The 12,799-nt window shown below is 61.8% G+C and carries 10 protein-coding genes and 1 pseudogene; 9 read left to right on the plus strand and 2 right to left on the minus strand.

Features of this window, described 5'->3' with window-relative positions:
• Positions 1-106 precede the first annotated feature (106 nt).
• Both ON753_RS15205 and ON753_RS15210 read right to left on the minus strand, forming a co-directional pair.
• Entirely contained in the window at positions 107-850 is a 744-nt protein-coding gene (locus ON753_RS15205) for a crotonase/enoyl-CoA hydratase family protein (RefSeq protein WP_265963470.1), read from the minus strand.
• Positions 850-2,631, minus strand: a complete 1,782-nt coding sequence (locus ON753_RS15210) for an acyl-CoA dehydrogenase (RefSeq protein WP_265963471.1) — start codon at positions 2,629-2,631, stop codon at positions 850-852. Before ON753_RS15210 ends, ON753_RS15205 begins: the two co-directional genes overlap by 1 nt.
• Before the next feature lie 216 nt (positions 2,632-2,847).
• Between ON753_RS15210 and ON753_RS15215 the strand changes: the two genes are divergently transcribed.
• The 9 genes and pseudogenes from ON753_RS15215 (at position 2,848) to ON753_RS15255 (ending at position 12,797) form a co-directional block, all read left to right on the plus strand.
• Positions 2,848-3,843, plus strand: a complete 996-nt coding sequence (locus tag ON753_RS15215) for an L-threonylcarbamoyladenylate synthase (RefSeq protein ID WP_265963472.1) — start codon at positions 2,848-2,850, stop codon at positions 3,841-3,843.
• A gap of 534 nt (positions 3,844-4,377) precedes the next feature.
• Positions 4,378-5,306 (plus strand): annotated as a pseudogene (locus ON753_RS15220) (histone deacetylase family protein).
• Positions 5,307-5,445: 139 nt separating this feature from the next.
• Positions 5,446-5,700 (plus strand): exodeoxyribonuclease VII small subunit, encoded by a 255-nt coding sequence (locus tag ON753_RS15225; protein ID WP_265963473.1) that lies wholly within the window; start codon positions 5,446-5,448, stop codon positions 5,698-5,700.
• Between the two features lie 474 nt (positions 5,701-6,174).
• A complete protein-coding gene (locus tag ON753_RS15230; protein ID WP_265963474.1) occupies positions 6,175-7,269 on the plus strand; it encodes a helix-turn-helix transcriptional regulator in 1,095 nt (364 codons plus the stop codon).
• Between the two features lie 289 nt (positions 7,270-7,558).
• Positions 7,559-9,520: a 1-deoxy-D-xylulose-5-phosphate synthase gene (dxs, locus tag ON753_RS15235; protein WP_265963475.1), complete on the plus strand. Its 1,962-nt coding sequence runs from the start codon at positions 7,559-7,561 to the stop codon at positions 9,518-9,520.
• A 168-nt stretch (positions 9,521-9,688) separates the two neighbouring features.
• Positions 9,689-11,098 (plus strand): MFS transporter, encoded by a 1,410-nt coding sequence (locus ON753_RS15240; protein ID WP_265963476.1) that lies wholly within the window; start codon positions 9,689-9,691, stop codon positions 11,096-11,098.
• A 94-nt stretch (positions 11,099-11,192) separates the two neighbouring features.
• Positions 11,193-11,588: a hypothetical protein gene (locus ON753_RS15245; RefSeq protein WP_265963477.1), complete on the plus strand. Its 396-nt coding sequence runs from the start codon at positions 11,193-11,195 to the stop codon at positions 11,586-11,588.
• Between the two features lie 35 nt (positions 11,589-11,623).
• Positions 11,624-12,115: a copper chaperone PCu(A)C gene (locus ON753_RS15250; RefSeq protein ID WP_265963478.1), complete on the plus strand. Its 492-nt coding sequence runs from the start codon at positions 11,624-11,626 to the stop codon at positions 12,113-12,115.
• 55 nt (positions 12,116-12,170) lie between these two features.
• Positions 12,171-12,797, plus strand: a complete 627-nt coding sequence (locus ON753_RS15255; protein WP_265963479.1) for an SCO family protein — start codon at positions 12,171-12,173, stop codon at positions 12,795-12,797.
• Positions 12,798-12,799 lie beyond the last annotated feature (2 nt).

The following is a 12,799-nucleotide window of genomic DNA, read 5'->3' on the forward strand; positions in this document are numbered from 1 at the left end:
CCCGGCGGGCGTGTGTTTCCATGGGGCGTGCGTTGCCTTCAATCGGCTCGTCTTCCACTGTCGGGAGGTCGTTGCTCCCGGCAGCGGCAAACCGTCCAACGCGCTGCTACGTCTTCTTCTTCGTCATGAAGGCCTGAAAGGCCGCGATGGTTTCCGGCGAGGTCAGCCGTGTGGCGAATATGCGGATTTCCTCCTCGACCCGTTCGGACAGCTTGCCGGTGTCACCGCGCAGCAGCTTTCGCGACAGGGCCATGGCTTCGGGCGGCTTTGCGGCGATTTCCTTTGCGCATTCGAGGCCCGCAGCATCGACATCGCCTTCGACCACCTCGTTGACGAGACCCGCCTCGGCCGCCTTTTGCGCCGAAAACGCATTGCCGAGGCAGAGCAGTTCGAAGGCGCGGGCATGGCCCATGAGTTGCGGGCCGAGCAGGCTCGAGCCGGCTTCCGGCACCAGGCCGAGGTCCACGAAGGGTGAACGGAATAGGGAACGCGGGCTGGCGAATACCATGTCGCAGTGCATCAGCAGTGTCGTGCCGACGCCGATCGCGAGGCCGTCGACGGCGGCGACAAGCGGCTTTTCATTGCGCACCAGAGCGCGCAGGAAGCGCACCACCGGCATGTCATCCATCCCGGACTTGCCCGCATACTGCAGGAAATCGCCGATATCGTTGCCTGCGGTGAAGACTTCCGGCAAGCCGCAGATCAGATGGCAGCGTATGCCGTCGTCGGTGTTGCCGGTTTCGAGCGCTTCGGCAAGGTCGCTGTACATGGCGCCGGTCAGGGCGTTCTTCTTCTCCGGCCGGTCCAGACGCAGGATCTGGACGCCGTCGTCCTTGGATTTCAGGATCATTACGAGGCCTGTGCTTCGGCGTCGAACGCCTGGATGGATTGGGCGGAGAGCAGAATGTCCGATTTCAGGCCGGCGGTTTCCCCCAGCGTCGTCTCGCAGAAATTCCGCGCAAGCAGGGTGCGGTCCGCAAGACGGGCTGCCGGTTCGCCGGCGGAGCGCAACGCGCCCTTGGCAAGCAGCGCCCCGCCGAGGGCAAGGCCGGCAACGCGCAGATAGGGCGTCGCGCCGGACAAGGCATCCGCAATCCGGCCTTCCGCCTGCGCGGTGAGCATGTAGTCGGTCGCCTCCTCGAGATCCCGAAGACTTGCGGCCAGACGTTCCGCGGTTGCGCCGAATTCCGGCCTGTTGGAGGCCTTGACTTCGTCGGCGATGGCCCTGAGTTCGGCAATGAAACCCTTGACATGCGCTCCGTCCGACATCGGTAGTTTGCGCATGACCAGATCGATCGACTGGATGCCGTTGGTGCCCTCGTAGATCGGAGCGATACGGGCATCGCGCAGGAACTGCGCCGCACCGGTCTCCTCGATGAAACCCATGCCGCCATGGATCTGAATGCCGAGCGAAGCGACCTCGACGCCGAAATCGGTGGGAATGGCCTTGGCGATCGGCGTCAGCAGGCTGGCCCGTTCGCTCCAGAACCTTCTGGCCGTGTCATCCTCGGCGACATTGGCCATGTCGATGGCGTGGGCGCAGGCGTAGCAGATCGCCCGGGCGACCTGGGTTCTCGCCTTCATCGCCAGCAGCATGCGCTTGATGTCCGGGTGGCGGGCGATCGGGCTCATGCCCTCGCCCTTGTCGCCCGGTGCTTTTCCCTGCCTGCGCTCGACCGCATAGTTCAAAGCATGCTGATAGGCGCGCTCGGCAACGCCGAGACCCTGGATGCCGACCGCCAGCCGCGCGTTGTTCATCATCGTGAACATGCAGGCGAGACCGCGGTTTTCCTCGCCGATCAGCCAACCGGTCGCACCGCCTTCATCGCCATAGACCATGGTGCAGGTCGGCGAGCCGTGAATGCCCATCTTGTGCTCCACACCTGCGGCACGGACGTCGTTGCGCTTGCCGAGGGAGCCGTTGTCATTGACCAGGAATTTCGGCACCAGGAACAGCGAGATCCCCTTCGTGCCCGCCGGCGCATCCGGCAGGCGTGCCAGCACCATGTGGATGATGTTGTCGGTCAGGTCGTGTTCGCCATAGGTGATGAAGATCTTCTGGCCGAAGATACGGTAGGTACCGTCTTCGTTGCGCTCGGCCCTGGCCTTCAGGGCGTTGAGGTCCGAGCCGGCCTGGGGCTCGGTCAGGTTCATGGTTCCCATCCATTCGCCCGACACCAGCTTTTCCAGATACTTCGCCTTGATATCCGGCGAGGCATGCTTTTCCAGGGCATCGACCGCCCCCATGGTCAGGGTCGGGCCGATGGCAAATGCCATGGAGCCGGAATTCCACATTTCCAGGGCGGCCGCGGACAGCATCATCGGCAGCCCCTGCCCGCCGGCCTCGGGGCTTGCCGTCAGACCGTTCCAACCGCCCTCGATCCAGGCACGGTAAAGCTCGCGCCAGCCCGGAGGCGTCGTGACTTTGCCATCGGCAAGCGGCGTGCCGTGTTGATCGGCAACCGCGTTGAGTGGTGCGATCTCTTCGGCGGCGAACCGTCCCGCTTCGCTCAGGATGGCGTCGACAAGATCGTCGGCAAGGTCCTGATGGCTTGCGCTTTTCTGCAAATCATCAAGTCCGCAGACATGTTTCAGGGTGAAGGCAATCTCATCGACCGGGGCTCGGTACATGCAGGTCCTCCCAAGACCGGCCAGCCCTGGGCGGCTGGCGATTGACGTTTTCGCTGTTCAAAGCTTGACGGCGGCAGAGCTTGTCCGCAAAAGGCGCATGCAACAGCGGTTGACAGGACAATAGCCCTGTTGACGTTAACGTCAACCCGTATCGCAGCGGCAGGTGGGCGTCTTTTTCTCCGAAACGACAGCTGCAGGCCGAAGAGATCCGCAGCAATGCAGCGCTGGACCATCGACTTGAACACCGCAGACTGGCAGGCCGCGCCCGAAGCGCAGGCGGTCTGCGCTGCGCTGCTGAACGGTGATCTGGTCGCCGTGCCGACGGAGACGGTATACGGGCTGACTGCGGATGCGACCAACGGGACCGCCTGTGCAAAGATCTTCAAGGCCAAGGGGCGGCCGCAATTCAATCCGCTGATTTCCCATGTGGCCTCGCTCGAGGCGGCCAGGGAACACGGAAACTTCGACGGCCAGGCACTGGCCCTTGCGGAGGCCTTCTGGCCCGGCCCGCTGACGCTTGTGGTGCCCAAAAAGGAAACCTCGCCGATCTCGGACCTCGCCACGGCCGGACTTCAGACAGTTGCCTTACGCGTACCCGACGGGCCGGTGATGCGCTACCTGTCCGAACGGATTAACCGGCCACTTGCCGCCCCCAGCGCCAACCGCTCCGGAAAGATCAGCCCCACACGAGCGGAGGACGTGATCGCCGATCTCGGTCCGTCCCTGAGCTTCGTCATCGACGCAGGACCGTGTCCGGTCGGGATCGAATCCACCATTGTCGGCTGCATCGACGGGACGACCCGGCTGCTGCGGCCGGGCGGACTGTCCCGCGAGGCGATCGAGAAGGTCCTTGGCGCGCCGCTGAGCGGAGCTGATGCCCGCATGGCGCCGGATGCCCCCACAGCGCCGGGCATGCTGTCGTCACACTATGCGCCCAACGCGTCGATGATCCTGAACGCTTCACATGCCAGCCCCGACGATGGGCTGCTGTCCTTCGGCCCGGATCCGCTTCCCGGTGCCGGACAGGCTCGTGCCGAGATCAATCTGAGCCCCAGCGGAGACCTGACCGAAGCGGCGGCCAACCTCTTTCAGGCCATGCGGGCGCTCGATGCCAGCGGCGTCAAGACCATCCGGGTGCAGTTTATCCCCAGCTTTGGACTTGGCGAGGCGATCAACGACCGATTGCGCCGCGCCGCGGCCCCGCGCGTTTGATGTGGAGACGATTTCCGCCGCACTCGCGCACAGGTGGACCGGCACCGGAATCTGATGAAAAATTCAGTGCCTTAACAAAGTCTTTAGAAATCAATGCCTCGCGCCTAGATGCTACTTAACAAATTCGATCGCGATCACCTTAAGTTAATCCAAAACAACCCCAAGATTCCACCGAGGGAATCAAAGAGTGCGTGCACTGCAGCATGGTGATTGCCAAGCAATGGATACGGTAATCGGTGGTAAGCTCAGCGTGCGAACAGACTTATCAACACCACCTGTGCAAGGGATTACGGTAAAAAGCTCGCTTTTCCTTCTGAGAATCACGTAACTTGAGAATCAGAATTGAGATGCAGCGGACCTCCCCTCGGGCATTGCGGTGCTCGCACCTTTGCAAGGGCCGGCACGAACATGCCGGCCCCCTTTTTTGCCCAAAAGCCGCCTCCACCTATACCTATCTTCAATTGACAGACGCTTCGGCGCCCGACCAGACTGTTGCTGCTCAGCCATAACAACAGTCGTCCGGAAACGCTCCCAGTGTCCACGCTCATCCTTCACCATTCCGCTTATCTCGATCATCTCACGCCTGTCGGTCATCCGGAGCGCCCGGACCGGATCCGCGCCATCGACCGGATCCTGGAACACGAAAAATTCCAGCCCCTGGCACGCGACACCGCCCCGATGGGGGCTGTGGAAGACATCGCTCGGGCGCATCCCATGAGCTACATCGATCAGTTGCACCGCCTGGCACCGGAGGAGGGTATTGCCAGGGTCGACGCCGACACGACCATGTCTCCGGGAACCTGGGAAGCCGCGCTCAGGGGGTGGGAGGGGCCTGCCGCGCCGTGGACGAAGTGCTGACGAAGACGGTCAACAACGCCTTTTCCGCGTCCCGCCCTCCGGGCCATCATGCGGAAAAAGACCGGGCGATGGGATTCTGTTTCTTCAACAACGCCGCCATCGCCGCCCGCTATGCCCAGGCGGTTCACGGGATGGGGCACGTTGCGATCATCGATTTCGACGTCCATCACGGCAACGGCACGCAGGACATCTTCTGGGACGACCCCAACGTCATGTATTGCTCCACGCACCAGATGCCGCTGTATCCCGGCTCCGGGGCCGCCTCCGAAACGGGAGAGGCCAACACGATCGTCAACGCCCCGCTTGCACCGGGCGAGGACGGGGCCGGCTTCAAGGAAGCCTTCGAAGCCGTCATCCTGCCCCGGCTGGAAAAATTCGCACCCGAACTTGTGATCATCTCGGCCGGGTTCGATGCCCATGCACGCGACCCGTTGGGCGGCCTGAACCTTGTGGAAGCCGATTTTGCCTGGGCGACGCGCGCGCTGATGGATGTCGCCGACAAGCACGCCAACGGCCGCGTGGTCTCGGTACTGGAAGGCGGTTATGACCTTGAAGGCCTTGCCCGTTCCGTTGCCGCGCATGTCATGACACTGATGACCGGCTGACCGGCGGCGTCGGCCGACGGCATGCAAGCCGCGCCAAAACCACGGGGATCATTGGCGCGAATATGAAATGAAACCTTGACCTGAGCCGCCCGGCCCGCAAGTTTCCAGTCAAGATCAGTTCACTACAGGGACCGCACCGATGAGCGATGCTGCAAAAGACATTTCCGGCCTTTCCTTCGAAGAGGCGCTCAAGCAGTTGGAGACCATCGTGCGCGAGCTGGAGCAGGGCAACGTGCCGCTTGAACGAAGCATCGAGATGTATGAACGCGGCGACGCCCTGCGCAAACACTGCGACACATTGCTGAAATCCGCCGAAGCGAAGGTTGAAAAAATCCAGCTCGGCCAGAACGGTGAAGCACGCGGCACGGAGCCTCTGGAGTCGGCCGAAAACTGAACCGGTTCTCTGAGTTGAACCGAGTCATTTGAATGGACTGCCGCTCGCGGCCCATGGCCGCACGAAGCACTGATCCCGACCCCGCCGCTCCCATGTCGGCCCGTTTGGACCAACCGGCGACCGGTTCACTCGACACTGGTCAGGTGACCGCAACAAGCTGCAGACATCAGATTCAAACGGCCATCCGGAAGTCTAACCGGCCGATGGCATGCCCGTCCCGAACTCGGATGAGCGCAGGTCATGCCGACCGCTTCCTGCCCTCCCGGCACCACCGAAAGCCCCAAAACTGAATTCCGAAAGAATTTTTATTGCTTCAACGCCGATGAATTGCTTAGAATATTTCTCTAGCCAAGAGGAAATAATGTAATAATTGATTGAAAATTTAATGTGATGCCTGCACTTGGAAAAACAGACGAAGTAAATCTACTTACGCGCGTTCTAGAGTGCTCGCCGCAACCTGGCGACTGGTCCCAGGTGCTCGAATTCATTGACACCCGGCTTGACTGCAGGTCGTTCCTGGCCGAATTCGACTTCAGCGGCCGACCCACCTCCAATTTCGGCGGATATCAGCCGGCACTGCTTCTCGGTACGTTGCTTCGACAACTCGAAACGGGAGGCGACAGGAACACACTGCAGTTTCTTCTCTCCGAAGCCCCCCTCGGTTATCGCTACGGCAAGGCCGCGCCGGGTCCGCCGACAGACGGTCCACATGAGCCGCGTGCGGCGCCGGACAATTTTGACGCCGGCAAAACAGATCCAACAGAGCCGGATCAACTCGAGCTTCTCAGGAAATCTCAGGGGCTGGTTTCGCCGGTCTGGAGAACCGACAGGTCCACGGTGCTGTTTGCCTGCGTGTTTACCGGGTACGCGCCGGGCATGGTCGACAGCGCAATTGACAATGAAACGTTCAAGACGATCGTCAATGCACTCACCCGGGGCCTCCATACCTATTTTCAGCTCGAGAAGGAGCGCGCCCGCATAGAGAGCCACAGCCTTTTTCTGTCCACGTTTGACAACCCGGCAATACTCATCAACGCCGACAGGGACATACTGGTACATACGCCCACCGGCCTGGAGGCGCTTGTCGGGCTGGGCGTGGCCGCGCCGCGCGGTGCAAAACTGGTTTTCATCAACAAACAGATCGAAAGCGGCCTGCAGATGCTGCTGGCGGAGACGAACGTGCGGCATGCCGCCGCGGCGCCAAACGGCCACTCGGTCTATATCGGTGACCAGAACGGCGCCCTTAGTCGGGTCTCCATAGAAGCCGTTGTCCCCGCCGCCGAGACCAGCAGCCGGGAAACGACCTATGTCCTCATCCGGGTGTGCGAACCGGCAGACCTGCCCGACGAGGTGGAGGCCGTTCTCCAGCACCACTACGACCTCTCCCAATCCGAGGCCCATCTCGCCCGACATCTGACCCTGTCCGGCTCGATGAATGTCACTGCGGCCCAGCTCGGCATTACGCGGAACACCGCAAAAACACATCTGCGGCGGATCTACGAGAAAACCGGGGTGCATACCCAGCTTCAGCTCGCAGGCCTGGTTCACAGGCTTGCGGGACTTTTCTAGACTTAGGGTATGGCCCCATAAAAATGGGGCCGCAAACACGGCCCCTCAGTTGATCACTGTGCACGTGGCCCCATCGACCACACAAGCTTCCCTTAGGACAATTTGCAAAAAGATGCATCACCCATTGGGGTGACTGAGCCGGAAATGATGGCGAGTTGCACATGTTATGCAAATTCAAACTGTCAAAATGAACCATGCTGAAGACCCAACAGGTCACGGCTTACGAATAAACCCGGACCATGGCCGAACATTTCGGTAACCGGATTTGCGCCCTATATACGGTTGGTGTATGCCTGCCCGCCAAGTCTCAATTCCCGGAGCCATCGACAGAGTGACTTCCAAACCGCACACACCACTCCTCGACACTGTAAGGTCGCCAGCCGATTTGCGCGGGCTGGACGAAGCAGATCTCCAGCAACTCGCAGATGAATTGCGTACCGAAACCATCGACGCCGTATCGATTACCGGCGGGCATCTGGGGGCCGGGCTCGGGGTCGTGGAACTGACTGTCGCGCTCCACTACGTGTTCAACACCCCTGCAGACAGGCTCATCTGGGACGTCGGCCATCAGTGCTATCCGCACAAGATCCTGACCGAACGCCGGGACCGCATCCGCACGCTGCGCCAGGGGGAAGGCCTGTCCGGCTTCACCAAGCGCGCGGAAAGCATCTACGATCCTTTCGGAGCCGCACATTCGTCCACCTCGATTTCCGCGGGGCTCGGCATGGCCGCGGGCCGGGACCTCAAGGACGGCGACAACAACGTGATCGCCGTTATCGGCGACGGCGCCATGTCCGCGGGCATGGCCTATGAGGCCATGAACAACGCCGGCCATCTCGGCTCCCGGCTGATCGTCATCCTCAACGACAACGACATGTCCATCGCGCCGCCGGTCGGGGCGATGTCGGCATATCTGGCCAAATTGGTGTCCGGCCCGACCTATCAGTCCCTGCGCGGCGCGGCGAAAAGCATCGTCAAGAACCTGCCGAAGCATCTCTTCGAGAAGGCTGCCCGGGCGGAGGAATACGCACGCGGCTTCTGGACCGGCGGCACGCTGTTCGAGGAACTCGGCTTCTACTACGTCGGCCCGGTGGACGGCCATAACCTGGAACATCTCCTGCCGGTCCTGAAGAATGTCCGCGACACCCATCACGGGCCCGTGCTGATCCATGCCGTCACCCAGAAGGGCAAGGGCTACGGTCCCGCGGAAGGGGCGAAGGACAAGTATCATGGTGTCGCCAAGTTCGATGTGGTCACCGGCAAGCAGTCCAAGCCCAAGGCCAATGCGCCGAGCTACACCAACGTCTTTGCCACGTCCCTGATCAGGGAAGCGGAAGCCGATGACAAGATTGTCGCGATTACCGCGGCCATGCCGGACGGAACCGGGCTCGATCTTTTCGGCGAAGCCTTTCCCGAACGCACCTTCGACGTCGGGATTGCGGAGCAGCATGCGGTGACCTTCGCGGCGGGCCTCGCCACGGAAGGGTTCAAACCCTTCGCCGCAATCTATTCCACCTTCCTGCAGCGGGCCTACGACCAGGTGATTCACGACGTGGCGATCCAGGGGCTGCCGGTGCGCTTTCCCATCGACCGTGCAGGCCTTGTCGGTGCCGACGGACCGACGCATGCAGGCGCGTTCGATACGGCCTTCCTCTCCTGCCTGCCGGGCTTCGTGGTCATGGCGGCGTCCGATGAAGTCGAGCTCCGCCACATGGTGGCGACCGCCGTTGCCTATGACGAAGGCCCGATCTCCTTCCGCTATCCGCGCGGCGAAGGCGTCGGGCTGGACATGCCCGAACGCGGCAGCATCCTGGAGATCGGCAAGGGCGTCATCCGCCGGGAGGGCACCAAGGTCGCCTTGTTGAATTTCGGCGGCAGGATGAGCGAATGCATGAAGGCGGCGGACGAACTTGACGCGGCCGGCCTACCGACCACCGTCGCGGATGCCCGTTTCGCCAAGCCGCTGGACATGGACCTGATCCGGCGCCTTGCCCGGGAACACGAAGTGCTGGTGACGATCGAGGAAGGCGCTGCCGGGGGCTTCGGCAGCCACGTCCTGACGTGCCTTGCCGGGGAAGGCCTGCTGGATAACGGTCTGAAGGTCCGGACGCTGACCCTGCCGGATATTTTCCTGGACCATGGCAAGCCGGACGCCATGTATGCAAAAGCGGGCCTCGACCGGGACGGCATCATGAAGGCGGTCTTCACCGCGCTCGGCAGCCAAACCATGAGCGCCCCGCAACGGGCGTGAAGATGTAGCGTCGCCGCTCCTCCCGGCTTGGCCGGGGGAGCGCCGAGAAACGCGATTGACACGGACAGCCTGACCTGAAATGGCTGACGGGAAGACGTGAAGCAGGTATTTGTGCGCGCCGGTTGAAACCGGCGCCTTTGTTTTAGTGGTCGTTGTCAGGAGGCAGCCATGGTCCAGACGCTTCTCTCCGTGTCCGCCCTGCTGTTGTCGGTCGCCCTGCTCATTTTCGGGCACGGGCTGCAGACCACGCTGCTGCCACTGGCTGCAGACCGTTTTTACTTCACCGATTTCGAAATCGGCGCGGTGTCCTCCGCTTACTTCTTCGGCATGGTGCTCGGCTGCCTGGGCGCGCCGCTGGTGATCATGCGCGCCGGCCACATCCGTGCCTTTGCCGCGCTTGTGTCCCTGATGTCCGCAGCCGCGATCCTGCATCCGGTCTTCGTCGATCCATACGCATGGATGCTGATCCGCGTGATCTCCGGTTTCAGCCTGGCCGGGTTCTACATGATCGTCGAAAGCTGGCTGAACGAGAGTGCCAGCAACCAAAACCGCGGCACCATCATGTCCGTTTACATCGTGATCCTGTTCGCCGCGCTGATGATGGGACAGATTTCCGTTGCAACGGTAAATATTTCCTCCTTCGTCCCCTTTGCCGTTGCTTCGCTCATGGTCAGTCTGGCGGTGATGCCGGTTTCCCTCACCACGTCGACGCAGCCCGCGCCGATTACGCTGGTGCGCTTCCGTCCCGCACAGCTTTACAGGAATTCACCCGCGGCTTTTGTCGGCGCTCTGTTTGTCGGCAGTTCACAGGGCGCGCTGCTGACGCTGTCGCCGCTTTACGGATCGCAAATAGGTCTGTCGACCAAGCAGGCCGCGTTTTATGCCGCTGCCATCATCGGCGGAGGTCTCATTGCCCAGTGGCCCGTCGGGCGGCTCTCCGATATGGTCGACCGGCGCCTGGTCCTTTCGGGTCTCGGGGCCGCGACGGCCGCGGTGTCGCTGGCGATCGTCGCCTTTTCACCGACCGACTTCCGGCTGGCCATCCTGTGCGCAGTTCTCGTCGGGATGGCCTGTCAGCCGCTTTACGCGATTGCGGTCGCCCACGCCTTCGACCATGCGCCTTCGGAGGCATTCGTCGAGACCTCGTCCGGCATGCTGCTGTCCTTCGGCATCGGCTCGATCGCCGGACCGCTGATCGCTTCGGCGATCATGAGCAAAACCGGCCCGTCCGGTCTCTACATCATGATCGTTGCGGCCAACGTGGTGATGGTTGCCTTCATCCTGACGCGCGTCTTCACCCGCAAGGCACTGACCGCGGAAGAAAAGACGGAATTCGGGTATGCATCGACCGCGCAGGTCGGTTCCGTTATTTCCGCCGAACCGCTGGACGCGGATGCGGAGGAATATGTCATCTCGCCGGAAGATTTCCCCGCCTACGAACACGATATCTATAATTTCTCCCATGAGGACGGGGAGAAGGATGGCGCGTCTGAAACCACTCCGACTGCCGACGCGGCGAGTGACGAGACGTCCGAGACTGGGAAATCTCCCGAGGACGAAACGAAACCCGGTCACTAGGCAAACGACAGTCCGTACCCTGGTTCCCGCCGTTGCGGGCCTGCGCCGTTTCGTCCCTATCGACACAAGACCACAACCGGCCTATAGCGGTTACATGAACTCGCGCGTCACACCCATGCAGTTGTTCCGGCAGGAGCGCCACCCGCTGGTCGCTCTGACGACGCTTGCATTCGCGCTGCAGCTCTGCCTCGTCATTCTGGCGACCGCCCTTTCTCCGGAAGTCGCCGCGGCTTCCGGCCTGACGAGCCTCTGCCAGTCTTCGGACCGAACCGAGAGCCTGCCTGGTGCGCATGATCCGATGACGTGCCAATGCGGCCCGGTCTGTTCACACGGATGCTCGCTGCCCTCCTGTCATGCCGGAAATTCTCCGGTTCAGTCCCTGCAGGTTTCCCTCGCCGGCACCGCGAATGCGACTGCTGCTCAAGTCGCGGTTCGCGCACATGCCCGGCAAACCGCCGCAATCCGCGCCCCTCCCCGCTCCTTGATCTGACATCCGTTTCAAAACTCAGATATCAAGGACATCACATGAAGCTCTGGAAATCCGTTGCTGCCGCGGCAGCACTCACGATTGCGTCCCTTTCCGCCTTTGCACACGACTACAAGGCGGGCGACCTGACACTGAACCATCCGTGGACCCGGGCCACCCCGCCCCGCGCCAAGTCCGGCGGCGGGTTCGTCGAGATCGTCAACACGGGCAGCGAGGCCGACCGGCTGATTGCCGTCAGCTCGGATGCCGCTGCAAAGGCGGAACTGCATCAGATGACGGTCAATGACGGCGTGATGACCATGCGCGAACTGGAAGGCGGCATTGAAATTCCCGCCGGCGAAACGGTAGCCTTGCAGCCGGGTGGCCTGCACATCATGTTCATGGGCCTGAACCATCCTTTCGAGGAAGGCGCGCGCGTGCCGGTCGTCCTGACGTTCGAAAAGGCCGGCGATGTGGCTCTCGAGCTCGCTGTTGAGAAGATGGGCGCCAAATCCAGTGGCGGTGACCATATGGGCCACGGCAAGAACTGAAGCGTTTTGAAAGCGATCGACTGCAAAGATCGATCCCCAGAAGAGGATGGAACCCATGTCCGGTCTGAAACTCTTCCGGTACGCGGCCTGGGCGGCAGTTGCCGCCCTTGCCGTCGTCTCCGGAGCGCTGATCTATCAGCAGACCACCGGAAACAGGAATTCCGGTGCCCTGATCGAGCCGCTCGCAACCATCGGCGGACCGTTCGAACTCGTCAACGGCTCCGGCGAAACGGTCAGCGACAAGACCTTTGCAGGCAAGCCGAGCGTCATGTTCTTCGGCTTCACATACTGCCCGGATGTCTGCCCCACCACCTTGTCCGAACTGCAGGGCTGGATGGAAGCGCTTGGCAAAGATGCCGAAAAGCTGAACTACGCCTTTGTCACGGTGGATCCGGAGCGGGACACTCCTGAGGTCATGCGCGACTATGTGCATGCCTTCGACGAGCGCATTACGCCGCTCACCGGTTCCAGGGAGCAGGTGGACGCCATGCTCAAGGCCTATCGCGTGTACTCCAAGAAGGTACCGCTTGACGATGGCGACTACACCATGGACCATTCGGCCGCGATCTACCTGATGAATGCCGACAACAAGTTCGTCGGCACCATCGCTTACGGAGAAGCCCAAGAAACCGCTCTGAAGAAGCTGCGCCGTCTGATCGACACCGCGCCGGCTTCCTCCTGAGC

Source organism: Roseibium salinum, from assembly GCF_026240905.1.
Classification (GTDB): domain Bacteria; phylum Pseudomonadota; class Alphaproteobacteria; order Rhizobiales; family Stappiaceae; genus Roseibium; species Roseibium salinum.